19 protein-coding genes are annotated in these 17,144 nt (G+C 70.9%); 8 read left to right on the plus strand and 11 right to left on the minus strand.

The window, feature by feature from the left end:
- Positions 1–31 precede the first annotated feature (31 nt).
- On the plus strand, positions 32–493 hold the full coding sequence (locus ACTIE9_RS04895; protein ID WP_439564455.1) for an iron chaperone: 462 nt from the start codon (positions 32–34) through the stop codon (positions 491–493).
- A gap of 36 nt (positions 494–529) precedes the next feature.
- Here ACTIE9_RS04895 and ACTIE9_RS04900 read toward each other — a convergent pair whose 3' ends face one another.
- Complete coding sequence (locus ACTIE9_RS04900; protein ID WP_439564456.1) at positions 530–889, minus strand: cupin domain-containing protein; 360 nt, start codon at positions 887–889, stop codon at positions 530–532.
- A gap of 104 nt (positions 890–993) precedes the next feature.
- Between ACTIE9_RS04900 and ACTIE9_RS04905 the strand changes: the two genes are divergently transcribed.
- Genes ACTIE9_RS04905 through ACTIE9_RS04915 form a run of 3 tightly spaced genes read left to right on the plus strand, consistent with a single transcriptional unit; the run spans position 994 to position 3,318 of the window.
- Positions 994–1,896: a hypothetical protein gene (locus tag ACTIE9_RS04905; protein WP_439564457.1), complete on the plus strand. Its 903-nt coding sequence runs from the start codon at positions 994–996 to the stop codon at positions 1,894–1,896.
- Between the two features lie 49 nt (positions 1,897–1,945).
- Positions 1,946–2,761, plus strand: a complete 816-nt coding sequence (locus tag ACTIE9_RS04910) for a DUF554 domain-containing protein (protein ID WP_439564458.1) — start codon at positions 1,946–1,948, stop codon at positions 2,759–2,761.
- Between the two features lie 23 nt (positions 2,762–2,784).
- Positions 2,785–3,318, plus strand: a complete 534-nt coding sequence (locus ACTIE9_RS04915; RefSeq protein WP_439564459.1) for a GNAT family N-acetyltransferase — start codon at positions 2,785–2,787, stop codon at positions 3,316–3,318.
- Here ACTIE9_RS04915 and ACTIE9_RS04920 read toward each other — a convergent pair.
- A complete protein-coding gene (locus ACTIE9_RS04920; RefSeq protein WP_439564460.1) occupies positions 3,308–3,742 on the minus strand; it encodes a rhodanese-like domain-containing protein in 435 nt (144 codons plus the stop codon). The two genes, ACTIE9_RS04915 and ACTIE9_RS04920, sit on opposite strands and share 11 nt — an antisense overlap.
- Complete coding sequence (locus ACTIE9_RS04925) at positions 3,739–4,866, minus strand: DUF998 domain-containing protein (protein ID WP_439564461.1); 1,128 nt, start codon at positions 4,864–4,866, stop codon at positions 3,739–3,741. Before ACTIE9_RS04925 ends, ACTIE9_RS04920 begins: the two co-directional genes overlap by 4 nt.
- 82 nt (positions 4,867–4,948) lie before the next feature.
- Here ACTIE9_RS04925 and ACTIE9_RS04930 point away from each other — a divergent pair, with 82 nt between their 5' ends.
- Together ACTIE9_RS04930 and ACTIE9_RS04935 are read left to right on the plus strand one after the other, a co-directional pair.
- A complete protein-coding gene (locus ACTIE9_RS04930) occupies positions 4,949–5,209 on the plus strand; it encodes a glutaredoxin family protein (RefSeq protein ID WP_439564462.1) in 261 nt (86 codons plus the stop codon).
- A 110-nt stretch (positions 5,210–5,319) separates the two neighbouring features.
- A complete protein-coding gene (locus ACTIE9_RS04935; RefSeq protein ID WP_439564463.1) occupies positions 5,320–5,466 on the plus strand; it encodes a hypothetical protein in 147 nt (48 codons plus the stop codon).
- 4 nt (positions 5,467–5,470) lie between these two features.
- On the opposite strand, the gene ACTIE9_RS04940 is transcribed toward ACTIE9_RS04935, so the two are convergent.
- The 3 genes from ACTIE9_RS04940 to ACTIE9_RS04950 all read right to left on the minus strand — a co-directional run bounded on the left by ACTIE9_RS04940 (position 5,471) and on the right by ACTIE9_RS04950 (position 8,892).
- Positions 5,471–6,199 (minus strand): dienelactone hydrolase family protein, encoded by a 729-nt coding sequence (locus ACTIE9_RS04940; RefSeq protein ID WP_439564464.1) that lies wholly within the window; start codon positions 6,197–6,199, stop codon positions 5,471–5,473.
- 62 nt (positions 6,200–6,261) lie between these two features.
- The gene (locus ACTIE9_RS04945) at positions 6,262–6,765 is read right to left on the minus strand and encodes a methyltransferase family protein (RefSeq protein ID WP_439564465.1); all 504 of its coding nucleotides are present in this window, start codon (positions 6,763–6,765) and stop codon (positions 6,262–6,264) included.
- A gap of 27 nt (positions 6,766–6,792) precedes the next feature.
- Positions 6,793–8,892 carry an acyl-CoA dehydrogenase family protein gene (locus ACTIE9_RS04950; RefSeq protein WP_439564466.1) on the minus strand — a complete coding sequence of 700 codons (2,100 nt, stop codon included), beginning with the start codon at positions 8,890–8,892 and terminating at the stop codon, positions 6,793–6,795.
- A gap of 217 nt (positions 8,893–9,109) precedes the next feature.
- Here ACTIE9_RS04950 and trxA point away from each other — a divergent pair, with 217 nt between their 5' ends.
- Entirely contained in the window at positions 9,110–9,490 is a 381-nt protein-coding gene (trxA, locus tag ACTIE9_RS04955) for a thioredoxin (RefSeq protein WP_439564467.1), read from the plus strand.
- Positions 9,491–9,525: 35 nt separating this feature from the next.
- Entirely contained in the window at positions 9,526–11,160 is a 1,635-nt protein-coding gene (locus tag ACTIE9_RS04960; RefSeq protein ID WP_439564468.1) for a DHA2 family efflux MFS transporter permease subunit, read from the plus strand.
- A gap of 33 nt (positions 11,161–11,193) precedes the next feature.
- Here the strand turns inward: ACTIE9_RS04960 and ACTIE9_RS04965 are convergent, their stop codons facing one another.
- The 5 genes from ACTIE9_RS04965 to cysK all read right to left on the minus strand — a co-directional run bounded on the left by ACTIE9_RS04965 (position 11,194) and on the right by cysK (position 17,112).
- On the minus strand, positions 11,194–11,904 hold the full coding sequence (locus ACTIE9_RS04965; protein WP_439564469.1) for a lysophospholipid acyltransferase family protein: 711 nt from the start codon (positions 11,902–11,904) through the stop codon (positions 11,194–11,196).
- A gap of 12 nt (positions 11,905–11,916) precedes the next feature.
- Positions 11,917–13,920: a DNA helicase RecQ gene (gene recQ / locus ACTIE9_RS04970; RefSeq protein ID WP_439564470.1), complete on the minus strand. Its 2,004-nt coding sequence runs from the start codon at positions 13,918–13,920 to the stop codon at positions 11,917–11,919.
- On the minus strand, positions 13,862–15,520 hold the full coding sequence (locus tag ACTIE9_RS04975; RefSeq protein ID WP_439564471.1) for a SulP family inorganic anion transporter: 1,659 nt from the start codon (positions 15,518–15,520) through the stop codon (positions 13,862–13,864). Before ACTIE9_RS04975 ends, recQ begins: the two co-directional genes overlap by 59 nt.
- Before the next feature lie 89 nt (positions 15,521–15,609).
- Positions 15,610–16,176: a serine O-acetyltransferase EpsC gene (epsC, locus tag ACTIE9_RS04980; protein WP_439564472.1), complete on the minus strand. Its 567-nt coding sequence runs from the start codon at positions 16,174–16,176 to the stop codon at positions 15,610–15,612.
- Entirely contained in the window at positions 16,177–17,112 is a 936-nt protein-coding gene (gene cysK / locus ACTIE9_RS04985; protein ID WP_439564473.1) for a cysteine synthase A, read from the minus strand.
- Between the last annotated feature and the right edge of the window lie 32 nt (positions 17,113–17,144).

Raw genomic sequence — 17,144 nt, forward strand, 5'->3', positions numbered from 1 at the left:
GTCAAGCGCTCAGAGGTCTACCCTGGGGCGCATGAGCGAGAAGAGCCGCGCATCCACCGGCAACGACGGGTTCACCGCGGACGAGCGCGCCGCGATGAAGGAGCGCGCCGCCGAGCTGCGCGCTCAGGCGAAGCGGGCCAAGGGCGCGGCGAAGGCCGAGGCCGAGCTCAACGACCTGCTCGAGGCGATCGCAAAGCTTCCTGACGAGGGCGATCGCGCGCTCGCCACGACGCTGCACGATGTGATCATGGCCGCGGCTCCGCAGCTGGCTCCGCGCACCTGGTACGGCATGCCCGCCTACGCGCTCGACGGCAAAGTGCTGTGCTTCGTGCAGCCGGCCAGCAAGTTCGACACCCGCTACACGACGCTCGGCTTCAACGACACCGCGCAGCTCGACGACGGCGCCATGTGGCCGGCATCGTTCGCCGTCACCGAGATCGGCGCGGCCGAGAAGACGCGCATCACCGAGCTGGTCACGCGCGCGGTCGGGTGAGCCGACGGCCGACGGACGACCGCGGCGCCGCATCCCCTATTCGAAGATGACGTAGACCTTCTTCAGCGGCTCGGTGACCTCCCAGAAGCCCTGCCAACCGACCGGGAAGATCACGAGGTCGCCCGGCTGAATCTGCTGGGGCTCCTTGCCGTCTTCGGTCACCGTCATGCGGCCCGAGATGACATAGATGACCTCGCCGCTGTCGGTGAACTGCCACCGCGAGCGACCCGGGTCGGTCTCCCAGATGCCGACGTCGAGCGAGCTCGCCGTGCCGGAGAACACCTCGAGGTAGGTGGTCGCGATGTCGACGCCGAGCGGGTCGGCCAGCGGCAGCTCGAGCGGGGTGTGGGTCTGGTCGGCGCGGGTGACCGAGCCGGTGCGGCACACGATGGCCATGAGTGGTTGCCCTTCGTTCAACGGTGTGTGTGACGGGACACTATCGCGACCGGCCGAGGACCAGGGGCTTGGGCGAGTCCGCCCCGATCCGGCACACTGGGGGCATGAGGTCGAGAACGAGAAGCGCTCGCGTTCTTCTCGCCGTCAGCGTGCTGCTCAGCGTCGCTGCGCCGGGTGCCGCGATCGCTGCGCCCGCCGACCACACCCAGACCGCCGCGGCGGAGGCCGTCACCGACCTGACCTTCGCCGTCGGCACGGCCTGGATGGATCCGACGCAGGGCGACTCTCTCGGCCGACCGTACTTCGCTGTTCCCTTCACCTTCCCGCCGTATCCCGAGGGTCTGGGCGTGGTGGCGAACAGCAGGTCGACGCGCGAGTTCGGCTTCGCCGCCGAGTGCGAGTTCACTCGGTTCGTTCCGGCCGCGGGCGAGGGCGAACTGACGTGCACGCTGGTCGACGACCTCGAGCCAGCCAATCACGAACTCATCGTCAACCTCAGAAGCGATCGTTCGGCCAACTACCAAGCACGCCTGTTCATCGAGCTGTGCCCTCTCACCGGGTGCAGCCCGCTGTTCTCCGTCGCCGCCGTGCAGGCTGCGGCGATCGAGGTGTGCCCTGGTGACGCGTTCAGCGGGTCGTTCACCTACGACTTCAATCTGCCCTGGAACGCGAGCGGGGCCGCGCTCGGCCCCGGGGCGCCCGCGGGCGTCACCCTCGACGCTGGCTCGGTGCTCGACGGGGGCGCCTTCAGCATCGCGGGTTCGCTCACCGCGCCGGGCGAGCAGAGCATCCCGATCATCGTCACCGACGAGTTCGGCGGCGAGCACCCGACAGCGGTGACGGTCACCGTGCGCGACGCCGCCACGGTCGCCTGCGGGATGCTCGCCGCGACCGGCCCGTCACCCCTCGGCCCGCCCGCCGCCGTCGCCGCGCTCGCGGTGCTGCTGGGCGGAGCGCTCGCCCTGCACCTCGCCCGACGCGGCACAGTGACGCCACCGCGCGACTGAGCACGCTCGCGCGTGCAGCGGCACGTTCGCGGCCGATTAGCCTTGACCGGTGATCGTCGGCCTCGGCACCCTGCTCAATGTCACGACGATCGTCGTCGGAACCGCCATCGGCGTGCTCATCGGCAACCGTCTGCCCGAGCGCACCAACCGCGTCGTCACCGACGCCCTCGGCCTCATCACCATCGTGCTCGGCGGCCTCAACCTCGTCTCGCTCACCGACAGCGACTTCGTCGGAGCGGTCGGCGCCGGCGGCACCTTCCTCGTCGTCATCGGCGCCCTGCTCATCGGCAGCATCGTCGGGTCGCTCGCCGGCATCGAGCGGCGGCTCGAGAGCTTCGGGGGCTGGCTGCAAGACCGGCTGACGCGGCGCGGCCGCGGCGCAGCATCCGGCACCGAGACCGAGCCGTTGACCGACAGCCTCGTGGATGCTCGCCTCGCGATCAGCCCGCGCGAGAAGTTCATCAGCGGCTTCGTCGACGCGTCGCTCGTGTTCGCGATCGGGCCGCTCGCCATTCTCGGAGCGTTCCAAGACGGCACGGGTCAGGGCATCGACCAGTTGGCCCTCAAGTCGACGCTCGACGGCTTCGCGTCGATCGCCTTCGCCGCCTCGCTCGGGTGGGGTGTCGCGTTCTCGGCGATCCCCGTCGGCATCTGGCAGGGCCTGCTGACGGTGCTGGCCTTCGCGCTCGGCTCGGTCATGTCGGGCGCGGCCATCGCGGCCCTCACGGCGACGGGCGGGGTGCTGCTGCTGGGCGTCGGCCTGCGCCTGCTCAACCTGCGCGCGGTCGCCGTGGCCGACATGCTGCCGGCGCTCATCGTCGCGCCACTGCTGACCGTCGGGGTCGCCGCGCTGCTCGGCAATTAGCTGCCGCTCGCTAGGGTGGCGCGATGGAGACCGTCGTGCGCCGCGTGCAACCGCACGAGTGGCAGCAGGTGCGCGTGCTTCGGCTGACCGCGCTTCGTGACCCCGACGCCGCGATTGCATTTCTGGATGACCTCGACGACGCAGAGAGTCGCGGCGACGCGTTCTGGCAGGCGCGCACGGCCGGAGCATCGCGCGGGGATGGAGCGGCACAGTTCATCGTCCTGCGCGGCAAGACATGGGTCGGAACAGCCACGGGCCTTTCGCGCGTCGCGGGCTCGCTCGACCACCTCGATCGCCCGGTCAGCACGGCGCGCGTCGATGTTGTCGGCGTGTACGTGCATCCGGATGCTCGCGGTGCTCGCGTGATCGACCAGCTGCTTGACGCGATCGCAGAGTGGGCCCACCAGCACGGATTCTCCGAGCTCACGCTCGACGTGCACGTCGACAACCTTCGCGCGCAGGCGGCCTACCGCCGGTGCGGGTTTGTCGAAAGCGGCGCGCGGTTCACGGGCCCCATCGGCCCAGAACTCGAAATGGTACGCCCGCTCAGCCCGTGACGTTCGTAAGCGGGTCGATCGGGCGCACGACGGCGCCCCGGGAATCCTCGACCGGGTAGCCCTCACGCGCCCAGTACTCGAAGCCGCCGATCATCTCTTTCACCGGCACGCCGAGGCGCGCGAGCTCGAGGGCGGCCTTCGCTCCGCCGTTGCAGCCGGGCGACCAGCAGTACACGACGACGGGGATGCCCTCGCCGAGCTCGGCGACCCGCTCGACCAGCTGCTGCCGCGGGATGTGCAGCGCCCCGCCCGCATGCCCCTGATCCCACGCGGCCTGCCCGCGCACGTCGACGAGGTGGAAGACCTCGCCGGCCTGCCGCGCGGCCCACACGTCGGAGGCGTCCGTCTCGACCGCGAGCTTCGCGGCGTAGTGGGCGGCCGTGGTGGCCGGATCGCCGAAGCTGCCGAGCGCCGAGCCGCTCACGCGGCGGCTGCCGCGGGCGTCGGCGCAGCATCCGGAGCCGTCTGGTCGGTGAGCGCGCTGATGTAGCGGATGAAGACGGCGATCCAGGCGAAGATGATCGCGAAGGCGACGAGCTCGAACGCCGTGAGGTTGTAGTACTGCACGGGATAGAACAGCACCGCGCCGATGATGAGCGCCGCGGCGAACCCGAAGCTCACCAGGAAGAACCTCCGCGGCAGACCCTTCAGCAGCCACGGCGACGCGAACAGCAGCACGAGGAACGTGACCGCCATGCCCGAGGCCGACAGGTTGTGCAGCAGGATGCTGACGGTGAGCGGGAAGATGCCGACGCACGACAGCATGACGCCCATGATCACGAAGATGATCGAGACCGTGCGGGGCGCCGAGGGCTTGACCAGCACGCCGCGGTCGACGAGCAGCTGCAGGTCGCGCTGCAGGTAGAGCGCGAAGGTCGTCACCAGGAAGCCGGCGATGATGAGCGTCAGGTTGAACAGAGCGCTCGACCGGTCGCCGAACGTGCCGAGCTGGCTGAAGTGGTACTCCCACCAGGCCGGATCGCTCGCGGTCGCCATGGCCGTGATCGTGCCGAACGTCATGAAGAGCACGAGCAGGCTCGAGAGCTTGGGCGTCGTGATCGACGAGACCGAGAGGTAGATCCAGTATGCGGCGAGCGCCGTGACCGTCGCCATGGCGATCGTCGTGAAGGGAGCATCCAGCGTCACGCCCTGGAAGCTGCGCTGCAGCAGCAAGAAGGTCGCGATCGAGGCGAGCACCGCGAGCACCGCGTGCACGAGCGCGACCGAGGTGGCGTCGACGATGAACTTCCACGACTTCAGCTCGAGCCGCCACTGCTGGCCGGCGACCGAGCGGCTGCGCCAGTAGCCGACGTAGGCCACGATGACGCCGGCGATGAGGATCGACCCGGCCGAGGCGACTCCGAGCGAGATGCCGCCCCAGATCGGCGGGTTCGTGCCGGCGAACAGCACGCCGCCGACGACCGCGTTGACGATGGCGACGGCGATCGCGACGGCGAAGGCCTCCGACTCCACGTCGAGCGGCGTGCGGGCGGGAGCGGTGGTGTCGGTCAGTTGCGCGGTCGTGTCATGCGGAGTGGGCGCGCTCATGCGGTCAGTCTAGAGACGGCACGGGATGCTCGACAGGAGTCGTTCGGGAACAACGCAGGCGCCATCGTGGTTGGCTTGAGGCATGACCGACTCTCTTGCTCCCGCCGCCGGCACCATCACGATGTACGGCGCCGACTGGTGCCGCGACTGCCGTCGCACCGAAGCCCTGCTCACCGACCTCGGGGTCGAGTGGGCCAAGGTCGACGTCGAGGCCTCGGCCGAGGCCGCCGCGCAGGCGCAGGCCATCAGCGGCCGCACGAACATTCCCGTCGTCGTCTTCCCCGACGGCTCGCACCTCGTCGAGCCCAGCGACGACGCCGTGCGCGCAGCGCTCGGCCTCTAGCCGAGCGCAATCAGCACAGCGCTCGGCGTCCACTCGAGTGCGTCGACGTCGTGCTCGGCGTACCCTCGGCTTTAGGGCCCGTTCCGGCTCCCCAATGTAAGGAGAGCCCCATGGGCGAGAAATCCGCACGCAAGAACACCCCGAAGACGGCGGCGGCGAAGACGCTGAAGGAGAAGCGCGTCGCGAAGGCCGACAAGAAGGCCTCGAGCGGTCGCTCGCAGAATTCCGACGCCGTGACGAACGTCACCAACAAGTAGCGAGCTAGACGAGCGTGCGGCGTAAGAACCCGTCGATGCGCTGCCACGCGTCCTCGGCCTCGACAGGCCGATGACCCGCGCCCATCATGGGCTTCATCATCACGCGCGTGAGCGTCGAGCCCGCGGGGTGGGCGTTGAGGAACGCGTGCCCGGCCTCGGGGTACTCGACCACGTCGTGCTCGATGCCGCGGGCGACGAGGGCGGCCTCCAGTTTCTCGGCCGCGCCGGGCAGCGTGCGATCGCGACCGCCGAAGGTGCCGACGACGGGGCAGGCACCGTCGAGGGTCGCGTCGAGGTCGGCGGGCAGCATCCCGTAATTGATGGATGCTGCGCCATACCCGCCCTGCCCCGCGAGCAGCAGCGCGAAGCCTCCGCCCATGCAGAAGCCGATGACGCCCACGTGTTCCTTGCCGTCGTCGCGGGCGAGCAGGTGCTGGCGCGCCGCCTCGATGTCGTCGAAGGCCGCACCCGTGCCCGACCGCAGCGCGCGGAACGTGGCGACCAGGCAGCGGCGCGCGCCGCCGCGGCTGAACAGGTTGGGCATGAGCACGAGATAGCCGAGGCGCGTGAGGCGCTCGAGGTGGTCGCGCATGGCCTCGTCGATGCCGAACACCTCGTGCACGACGACGAGCGGCACGAACGGTCCGGGGCCGTCGGGAACCCCGAGCACGCCGGTCAGCTCACCGCCGCGCGGGTCGCCGGGCTGCGGGATGACGATGTCGGTGAGGCTCATGGCCGCACTCTAACCCGCCGAGACCTCCGGCTCGCCGCGGGTGAGCGGCGGCTCGCCGACGATCAGCGCCGGATGCGCCCCACGCCGGGCACGAGCCGGCCGACGCGCGCGGCGTACGCCGCGTAGGCGGAGTACTGGTCGGCGAGCATCCGCTCTTCGAACCGCGACTTCGCCATGAGCACGCTCAGCAGCGCGACCCAGGCGAGGAGGTGCAGCACGGAGGCACCGATCACGACGAGCCCGAGGCCCAGCACGAGCAGCCCCGAGTAGATCGGGTGGCGCACGAGACCGAAGACGCCCGTCGTGACGAGCTGCCCGTCGGCCTTCGGAATCGGACTGGCGGTCAGGCTGCGCCCGAGGCCCGCGCCCGCCGCGAGCGCGATGCCGACTCCGAGCGCCACCAGGCCGAGCCCGATGACGAGGGTGGCGAGCTCACGCGCCCACAGGCTGCCCCAGGGCAGGAAGCCGAGCAGGAGCAGGAACACGAACTGCGCCCCCACCAGGGCCCACGCCGCGGCGGGGTGCAAACGGAACCCCGCCGTGGGGTCGGGCGCCGCATCGCTCATGCGAGCGACCCTACGCCCACCGTGCGGTCAGCGGCGCGCCTTCTTCGCCGCGAGCAGGTCTTTCTCGTCGATCGGGGCGAGGCCGCGCGCCCGCTGGTCGGCGTAGTACGCGCGCGCCTCCTCTTGGCGGTCGCGCTCGGCACCCGTCGCGATGTCGGCACGGATGTGCTCGGGCGCGAACTCGAACGCCTCGGTGAGGGCGAGCGCGTGCGGGCGCAGGCGCGGCAGGAGGCGACCATCGATGTAGTCGGTGATCGCCTGGGCGCGGTGGTCGCTGAGCCGGCCGTGGATGACGTACCACGCGAGGTTCTTCTCGATGAGACCGAGGCCGAAGAGGTCGCGCAGCCACGTGAGCACCTGGCGCGTGCCGTCGTGCTCGACCCGCTCGAGCGCGTCGGTGAAGGCCTCCCACTGCAGCAGCTCGCCGTGCGCCATCGCCGTCTCGATGAGGGCGTTCTGGTGGCGGTTGAAGAGGGCGGCGGCCTCGGCCTTCGGCAGCTTGGATGCGCTGCGCAGCTTGCCCGCGAGCTCGGCCACCATCGACTCGACCCGGTCGGTCAGCAGTTGACGCTGCGAGTCGGTATCGCGCACGTAGCCCACCGAGCGTGCCGTCGACCCGAAGTCGGCCACCGACTGCGCCAGGCGGCGCAGGCCCGAGCGGTTGACGACGGCCTCGTTCACCTGGTCGGCGACGTAGTGCGCCATGACGCCGGCGTCGGCCTTCGCGAAGGTGCGCGAGTAGTCGGTGAGCAGCCGCTTGGCGACGAGCTGCAGCAGCACGTTGTTGTCGCCTTCGAAGGTGGCGTAGATGTCGAGATCGGCGCGCAGCTGAGTGAGCCGGTTGGCGGCGAGGAAGCCCTGGCCGCCGCAGGCCTCGCGCGCCTCCTGGATGATGTCGAGCGCGCCCCACGTGCTGAGCGACTTGAGCGCGGCGGCAAGGGTCTCGAGATCTTCCCGGTCGCTGTCGGTGTCGGTGCGGCCCGAGAAGACCGCGTCGAACTTCTCGAGGAAGATGTCGTGGGCGAACGACATGGCGTAGGTCTGCGCGAGGCGCGGCAGCAGCCGGCGCTGGTGGCGCTGGTAATCGAGCAGCACGACTTCGTCGTCGCTTCCGCCGGCGAACTGGCGCCGCTCGGTGCCGTAGCGCACCGCGATCGTCATGGCGAGCTTGCTCGCGACGACGCACGCGCCGTCGAGCGACACGCGCCCCTGCACGAGCGTGCCGAGCATCGTGAAGAAGCGGCGGCCGGGGCTGTCGATGGGCGAGGTGTAGACGCCGTTCTCGTCGACGTCGCCGTAGCGGTTGAGCAGGTTGGTGCGCGGCACGCGCACGTGGGTGAACTGCAGACGGCCGTTGTCGATGCCGTTGAGGCCGCCCTTCAGCCCGTCGTCCTCGCCGCCGATGCCGGGCAGGAAGGCTCCGGTCTCGTCGCGGAGCGGAACATAGAAGGCGTGCACGCCGTGGTTGACCCCGCGCGTGATGAGCTGGGCGAACACCACGGCGGCGCGACCGTGCAGGGCGGCGTTGCCGAGGTAGTCCTTCCACGCGGCACGGAAGGGAGTGTGGATGACCCACTCATCGGTCGCCGCGTCGTAGGTCGCGGTCGTGCCGACGGCCGAGACGTCGCTGCCGTGCCCGGTCTCGGTCATCGCGAACGCGCCGGCCGTCGTGAGGTCGAGGGCGTCGGGCAGCCAGGCCGCGTGGTGCGGCGCCGTGCCGAGGTGCAGGATCGCCGAGGCGTAGAGGCCCCACTGCACGCCCGACTTGATCTGCATGCTCGGGTCGCCGAGCAGCAGCTCTTCGAAGCTCGCGATGAATCCGCCGAAGTCGTCGTCGCCGCCGAACTCGGCGGGGAAGGCGCGGTGCACGTCGCCGCGCTCGACGAGCAGCTTCAGCTGCCCGAGCACGCGCTCGCGGTGCTCGGCCATGCCGAGGCTCGGGTCGCGGTGGAAGGCGGAGTCGCGCATGAGCTCGCGCGACGCGCGCCGGCTGTCGGCCCAGCGGCCCATGAGCTGCTGCCCGAGGGCGGCCACGTCGACGGAGGGCGCACTGGCGACCGGCGCCGTCTCCGGAGAGGGCGTCGCGGTGGGGGTGGTCTCGGGTGCCGGCATCTCGATCGTGCTCATGCTCGTCACGGTAGAACTCGCGGGCCGCGCGCGGGGGTTTGTGGTACTCGCCCCACGAAGGGCGCGCGGGCGCTCCGCGCGGCTCTTGTGGGTTCTCTCACAAAGCTGGGCGTTGGCATAGTGGAGAGGCTCAGCAGGGTGCGGCGAGCATCCCGCGCCCTGTTCGCCTCGAGAGAATACCCCCCAGGGTATGCAAGTCATGTGGCACACTGGATCTATGGCAACCGTGAACCTGACCGCGGCCGACTTCGAGCAGACCGTGACGGGCGAGGGCATCACCCTCGTCGACTTCTGGGCGGAATGGTGCGGCCCCTGCCGCCAGTTCGCCCCCATCTTCGAGAAGGCGAGCGAGCAGCACGCCGACGTGACCTTCGGCAAGGTCGACACCGAGGCCGAGCAGGCGCTCGCGGCAGCCGCCAACATCCGGTCGATCCCGACGCTCATGGCGTTCCGCGACGGCATCCTCGTCTTCGCGCAGCCCGGGGCCCTGCCCGCGCCCGCGCTCGAGCAGGTCATCACCGCCGTCAAGGGTCTCGACATGGACGAGGTGCGCAAGCAGGTCGCGGCGCAGGCCGAGACCGACGCGACGACCGCGTAGCACCCACGAGCGCGCGACAGGAGTAGCGTCAGCGCGTGACCTCATCGCGCACCCGCTGGATCGGGCTCTTCGTCATCAGCCTGGCCGTCTCGCTCATCATCGTCGACTCGACCATCGTCAACGTCGCCGTGCCCTCGATCGTCGACGAGCTCGGCATCACCTCGACCGAGGTGCAGTGGGTGCAAGAGAGCTACACGCTCGTCTTCGCCGCCCTGCTGCTCGTCTTCGGCACGCTCGGCGACCGCTTCGGCCGACGGCGGATGCTCGTCATCGGTGTCGTCATCTTCATGCTCGCCTCCGTGTGGGCGGCGTTCGCCGACTCGGGCTCGGCGCTCATCATGGCCCGCGTCGTGCAGGGCGTCGGTGGCGCGATGATCCTGCCCTCGACACTCTCGACGCTCAACGCGACCTTCCAGGGCCGCGAGCGCGGCATCGCCTTCGCGGTGTGGGGCTCGACGATCGGCGGCATGGCCGCCGTCGGTCCGCTGCTCGGCGGGTGGCTCACGACCGCGTACTCGTGGCGGTGGGCCTTCGGCATCAACGTGCCGCTCGGCATCATCATCCTGGTCGGGCTCATGCTCTTCGTCGTTGCGACGAAGGACGAGCATCCGCAATCGATCGACTGGACGGGCGCGCTGCTGTCGGTCGTCACGAGCGCCTTCCTGGTCTTCGGCCTCATCGAGGGGCGCACCTACGGCTGGTGGCTCGCGGCCGACGGGCTGAAACTCGGCGACTGGGAGTGGCCGATCGCCCTCAGCCCCATCCCGATCTCGTTCGCGATCTCGCTCGTCGCGGGGGCCCTGTTCGTGTGGTGGGGGCTGCGGCGTGAGCGTGCGGGCAAATCGACCATGCTCGCGTTCTCGCTGCTGCGCATCGGCTCGTTCCGCAACGGCAACGTCGCCGCGCTCATCGTGTCGATGGGCGAGTTCGGCATTATCCTCTCGCTGCCGCTGTGGCTGCAGAACGTGCTCGGCTACGACGCCCTGCAGACCGGAACCATCTTGCTCGCGCTCGCCGGCGGCTCCTTCCTCGCGAGCGGCGTCGGCGGCTCGCTGAGCGGCCGCGTCTCGGCGGTCGCGACCGTGCGGGCGGGCATCGCCGCCGAGATCATCGGCCTCATCCTCATCGGCCTCGTCATCGCCGTCGACACCCCCTGGTGGTCGGTCGCGCTCGGTCTGCTCGTCTACGGCGTCGGCGTCGGCCTCGCGACCGCGCAGCTCACGGGCGTGGTGCTGCAGGATGTGCCGGTGCAGGCGAGCGGGCAGGCCTCGGGCACCCAGTCCACAGCCCGCCAGATCGGCTCGGCGCTCGGCATCGCCGTGCTCGGCACCGTGCTCTTCACCTCGCTCGGCAGCACCCTCGACAGCCGGCTCGACGCCGCGGGCCTGCCGCCCGAGGCCCGCGACGGCATCGTCTCGGCCGTCGTCGACAGCGCGGGCTCGGCGATTCCCGGCCTCGAGGCCGAGTCGCCCGAGGTCGCAGCCGAGGCGCGCCAGGCCTTCAGCGATGCCACGCGGTTCGCGGCGTTCACGGCGGCCGGGTTCCTCGCGATCGGCCTGCTCGCGACCCTGCGCCTGACGGCACCCGTGCCGGGGGCGGCAACGGGGCGTCGGCCGGACGACGAGCCGGCGGTTGCGTCGGGCGAGTCGTCCGACAGCGATCCCGCCTAGCGCGATCTCGAGCTCGAGCTCGAGGGTGCGCGCCTAGAGCTCGGCCCGCGTGCGGAAGAAGCGACGCACGCGCTCGCGAACATTCGCGGGCGGCGGCTCGTTGTACTGGTCGACGTATTCCTGACCCGACATGCTCTGGATGCGCGCCATGATCGCATCGGTCGCGTGCCGCCGAGCGCGACCCGAGGCGGCCGGCCCGAAGGCGCTGATGTCCATCGGCTCGCCGAACTCGATCGTGATGCGGGCGAGCCGCACACGCTTCGAGCCGACGGGCTGCAGGTTCTGCGTGCCCGTCAGGGCGACGGGGACGACCGGCGCCCCGGCGGTGAGCGCGAGCCATGCCACGCCGGTCTTTCCGCGGTAGAGCCGCCCGTCGCGCGAGCGGGTCCCCTCCGGGTAGATCGAGAAGGCCTGGCCCGCCTGCAGCTTGGCGAGGCCGGCGTCGAGCGCGTCCTGCGCGGCCTGGCCGGCACCGCGCTTGACGGGAATCGCCCCGACTCCCGAGAAGAATCCGCGGGAGATCGCGCCTCTGATGCCCTTGCCGGTGAAGTACTCCTCCTTGGCGAGGAAGCTCACGGGGCGACGGGCGAGCAGGCTGATGACGATCGAGTCGATGAACGAGAGGTGGTTGCTGGCGACGACCACCGGGCCCTCCGCGGGCATGTTCGAGCGCCCGATGATGGTGGGCCGCCAGACCACTCGCGCGATGGGGCCGAGGAAGGCCCGGGCGAGGAAGGTCAGCACCGCCCTATCGTGTCAGAGGTTCCATTCCTCGGGGGGAATGTCGTCGTAGGGGATGTCGTCGTCGGGAATGTACGCGGGCAGGTCAGGTTCGACGGGTGCAACGGCGGGCGGCTCGACGGCTGCAGCGGCGGGCGGCTCGTCGCCGCGCACGATCGCGAGCACCGCATCCCCGAACTTCTCCAGCTTGGCCGCACCGACGCCGCTCACGGTCGAGAGCTCGTCGAGCGTCGACGGCGTCGTGAGGGCGATGCCGCGCAGAGTCGCGTCGGCGAACACGACGTAGGCGGGAGCGCCGAGTTCGCGCGCCGTCGCCGCGCGCCAGGCGCGCAACCGCTCGAACAGGGGCGCGGCGGCCGCGGGAAGGTCGGAGGGCGCGGCGCGTTTCGCCGAGCGGGTCGGTCGGGCGACCTCGCGGCGCAGCCGCACCTCGCGGGTTCCGCTCAGCACCGCGGCACTCGCCTCCGTGAGCACGAGCGTGCCGTAGCCGTCGCCGTGCACGGCGAGCAGGCCTTGCGCGAGCAGCTGGCGCACGACGCCCCGCCACTCCTGATCGGTCAGCTCGGTGCCAATGCCGAACGTCGCGAGGTCGGCGTGCCCGAGCTGCTCGACGCGCGGCGTGCGCTTGCCGATGAGGATGTCGATGAGCTGACCCGCGCCATATCGCTGGCGCCGCTCGCGCTCGAGCCGCACGATCGTCGAGAGCAGCTTCTGCGCCGGCACCGTGCCGTCCCAGCTCTCGGGCGGGGCGAGGCACGTGTCGCAGTTGCCGCAGCGCTCGGAGCGCTGGCCGAAGTACGCCAGCAGCTGCACCCGTCGGCATTCGACGGTCTCGCACAGCGCGAGCATCGCATCGAGCAGCTGGCTCATGCGGCGCTTGTACGCGGGGGTGCCCTCGCTGCGGTCGATCATCTGCCGCTGCTGCACGACGTCCTGCAGTCCGTAGGCGAGCCACGCGGTCGCGGGCAGGCCGTCGCGGCCCGCACGCCCCGTCTCTTGGTAGTAGCCCTCGACGCTCTTCGGCAGGTCGAGGTGGGCGACGAAGCGCACGTCGGGCTTGTCGATGCCCATGCCGAAGGCGATCGTCGCGACCATGACGATGCCCTCCTCGCGCAAGAACCGCGACTGGTGGTTCGAGCGCGTCGTCGCGTCGAGACCGGCGTGGTACGGAAGGGCGGGGATGCCGTGCTCGGCGAGCGCGATCGCCGTCTTCTCGACACTCGCCCGCGACAGGCAGTAGACGATGCCCGCGTCGCCCGGGTGCTCGGTGCGGATCAGCTGCAGCAGCTGCTGCACCGGCTGGTTCTTCGGCTCGATGCGGTACTGGATGTTCGGGCGGTCGAAGCTCGCCACGAACCGCCGGGCCTGGCCCAGGTCGAGCCGCTGCACGATCTCGGTCGCCGTCTCGGCCGTGGCCGTCGCCGTCAGGGCGATGCGCGGGATGCTCGGCCAGCGCTCGTGCAGCAGCGACAGCGCGAGGTAGTCGGGCCGGAAGTCGTGCCCCCACTGCGACACGCAGTGCGCCTCGTCGATCGCGAAGAGCGAGACGCGGATGCGGTCGAGCAGCTCGGCGGTGGAGGGCACGGTGACACGCTCGGGCGCCATGTAGAGCAGATCGACCTCGCCCGCGAGCAGGGCGGCCTCGACGGCCCGACGCTCGTCGGGGCCCTGCGTGGAGTTGAGGAACGCGGCGCGCACGCCGACCGTCTCGAGGGCATCCACCTGGTCTTTCATCAGCGCGATGAGCGGCGAGATGACGACGCCGACGCCCTCGCGCACGAGCGCGGGAATCTGGTAGCAGAGGCTCTTACCGCCACCCGTCGGCATGAGCACGAGGGCGTCACCCCCGCGCACGACGTGGTCGATGATGGCCTGCTGCTCGCCGCGGAAGGCCGGGTAGCCGAAGACCGACTCGAGCACCGACTGGGGAGTGGTCGCGGTGGTGGTCACTCGCCCCAGGTTAGTCGGCAGGGCTGACCGTGCCCGCCGCCCGCTCGCGCGCGATGTGCGACCGGGCATGCTCGACGGCGTCGTCGAGGGAGGCGACGAGGTGGTTCGGGTGGCGCAGCGCGCCGACGACGCCCACGCGGGTCGCGAGACGCAGGTGGCGCTCTTGAATGCCCTTGATGATGACGGTGATGCCGCGCCGCTCGAGGCCCTCGATGAGCTCGACGATGACCCGCGCGCCCGTGGCGTCGAGGTCGCGGATCTGCGAGAGCCGCACGATCACGACACTCGCCCCCGCCGTCTCGCTGATGGCATCGGTGAGGCGCTCGGCCGCGCCGAAGAACAGTGCGCCGTCGAGGCGGAACAGCGCGATGCGCTCGTCGCCCGGCTGCGGCTCGCCCGGCAGCGGCTCGCGGTGCACGCCGCTCGAGGCGGCGAGCGTGCGCAGCGCGATGACCCCCGCGGCGAGGATTCCGATGCCCACCGCGATGATGAGATCGAAGGCGATCGTCACGACGGCGGTCGCGACGAAGATGAGGGCGTCTGACCGCGTCGCCGTGACGATGCGTCGCACGGTCGGCACCGAGACCATGCGCACCGCCGTGACCATGAGCACGCCCGAGAGCGCCGCGAGCGGGATGGTCGCGACGATCGTGCTGGCGAGGTAGACGACGCCGACGAGCACGATCGAATGGATGATCGCCGCGAGCCGCGACCGCCCGCCAGCCCGTACGTTCACGGCCGTGCGCGCGATGGCGCCCGTGGCGGGCATGCCGCCGAAGAGCCCCGACGCGACCGAGGCGAGCCCCTGCCCGACGAGCTCGCGGTCGGGGTCGAGGCGGCCCGTGTCGGCGAGGGATGCGCCGACGCGCGCCGACAGCAGCGACTCAATGGCGGCGAGCGCCGCGATCGTGGCGGCCGGGATCAGCAGGGCCACGACGTCGACGCCGGCGAGGCTCGGCAGGCTCGGTGCCGGAAGCGCGGCGGGCAGCGTGCCGATCGTCTCGACCGGCAGCGACAGCCAGACCGTCGCGAGGGTGACGACGACGATCGCGATGATCGAGCCGGGCACCCAGGGGCGCACGAGCGGCGCGACGACCATGATGACGGCGACCGCGGCGACGAGCGCGAGCGGCACGAACGCGGCCGCCCAGTCTGTCGTGACAACGGTCTGCACAGCGGCGACGAGGGAGTTCGTGCTCGGCCCGGCGGGGGCGCCGAGGGCCGCGGGCACCTGCTGCAGGAATATGATGACGGCGATGCCGAGCGTGAAGCCCTCGATCACCGGCCAGGGGATCACCGCGACCGCGCGCCCCAGCCGCAGCACCGCGGCGATGAGCACGAGAACGCCGGCCATGATCGTCACGAGCGCGACGACTCCCGCGCCCTGGGCTGCGACGATCGGACCGAGCACGACGACCATCGCCCCGGTGGGGCCGGAGACCTGGATGTTCGAGCCGCCGAACACTGCCGCGACGAGTCCGGCGACGATGGCCGTGATGAGCCCCGCGTCAGCACCCGCGCCCGAGCTGACGCCGAAGGCCAGCGCGAGCGGCAGAGCCACGATGCCGACCGTGAGGCCGGCGATGAGGTCGCCCCGCCACGTGCGCCGCAGCATCGCGTAGTCCGCGCGCCGCGGCAGCAGCCCGCGCACGAAACCGCGAGCGGTCATCGTGCCTCCCTCGAACCCCGGCAGGCTCAGGATGACGGGCGGGCGGCGCGCGGGCCAGTGCCGAAGGTCCCGCCGTGCGGCGGGACCCCTCAGATGTGGATGGCCGGGTCGACGACGAACCCGTCGGCCCCCGTGCCGCGCGCGCCGCGATCGAGGGGGCGGGAGGTTGCGGGAATGCCGGTCGCGACCGAGTCGGCCGGAACATCCTTCGTCACGAGAGCGAGCGCGCCGATCTGCGAGCGGTCGCCGATCGCGATGGGGCCGAGCACCGTCGCGTTGGCGCCGATGAGCACGCCGTTGCCGACCGTGGGGTGCCGCTTGCCCTTCTCGAGGGTTCGGCCGCCGAGCGTGACGCCGTGATAGAGCATGACGTCGTCGCCGATCTCGGCCGTCTCACCGATGACGACGCCCATGCCGTGGTCGATGAAGAGGCGCTTGCCGATGCGCGCTCCGGGGTGGATCTCGATACCCGTCCACCAGCGCGCCCCCTGCGCGACCATGCGGCCGAGCAGCTTGAAGCCGTGCCGCCACAGCCAGCTCGCGATGCGGTGCCACCACACCGCGTGCAGGCCCACCGAGGTCAGGAACACCTCGAGGCCCGAGCGCGCCGCCGGGTCGCGCAATCGGGCGGTGCGGATGTCCTCCCGAACGCCCATCTACGCGCGAAGGTCGTCGTAGAGCACGCTCGAGAGGTAGCGCTCGCCGTAGCTGGCGACAATGACGACGATCGTCTTCCCGGCGTTCTCGGGGCGCTTCGCGAGCTCGACGGCGGCGTGCACCGTGGCACCCGACGAGATGCCGGCGAGAATGCCCTCCTCGGCCGAGAGGCGGCGGGCCATGCTCACGGCCTGGTCGATGTTCACGTCGATGACCTCGTCGTACACCTCGCGGTCGAGCACGGCGGGCACGAAGTTGGCGCCGATGCCGGCGATCTTGTGCGGGCCGGGGGCCCCGCCGTTGAGGATGGGGCTCTCGAGGGGCTCGACAGCGACGACCTGCACGCCCGGCTTCTGCTGCTTCAGGTACTGCCCGGTGCCCGTCAGCGTGCCGCCGGTGCCGACGCCCGAGACGAAGATGTCGACGGCGCCGTCGGTGTCGCTCCACACCTCGGGGCCCGTCGTGCGGCGGTGGATCTCGGCGTTGGCCTCGTTCTCGAACTGGCGGGCGAGGATCGTGCCCGGTCGCTCGGCGACGATCTTCTCCGCGGCGGCGACCGCGCCCTTCATGCCCTCGCTGCCCGGGGTCAAGATGAGCTCGGCGCCGTAGGCCTTGAGCAGCATCTTGCGCTCATTGCTCATGGTCTCGGGCATCGTCAGCACGGTCTTGTACCCACGGGCGGCGCCGATCATGGCGAGGGCGATACCGGTGTTGCCGCTCGTCGCCTCGACGATCGTGCCGCCGGGCTTCAGTTCGCCGCTCTTCTCGGCGGCCTCGACGATCGCGAAGCCGAGGCGGTCCTTGACGCTCGCCGAGGGGTTGTAGAACTCGAGCTTGGCGAGCACCGTGGCGCCGGCGTCGTCGGTGACCTTCCGCAGCGTCACGAGCGGGGTGTTGCCGAACACCTGCGTGATGTCGGAGTAGATGCGGGCCATGAGTGTCTCCTCGGTGAGCGTGGGCGATAGAT

It is taken from the genome of Microcella sp. (assembly GCF_051860105.1).
Taxonomy (GTDB): domain Bacteria; phylum Actinomycetota; class Actinomycetes; order Actinomycetales; family Microbacteriaceae; genus Microcella.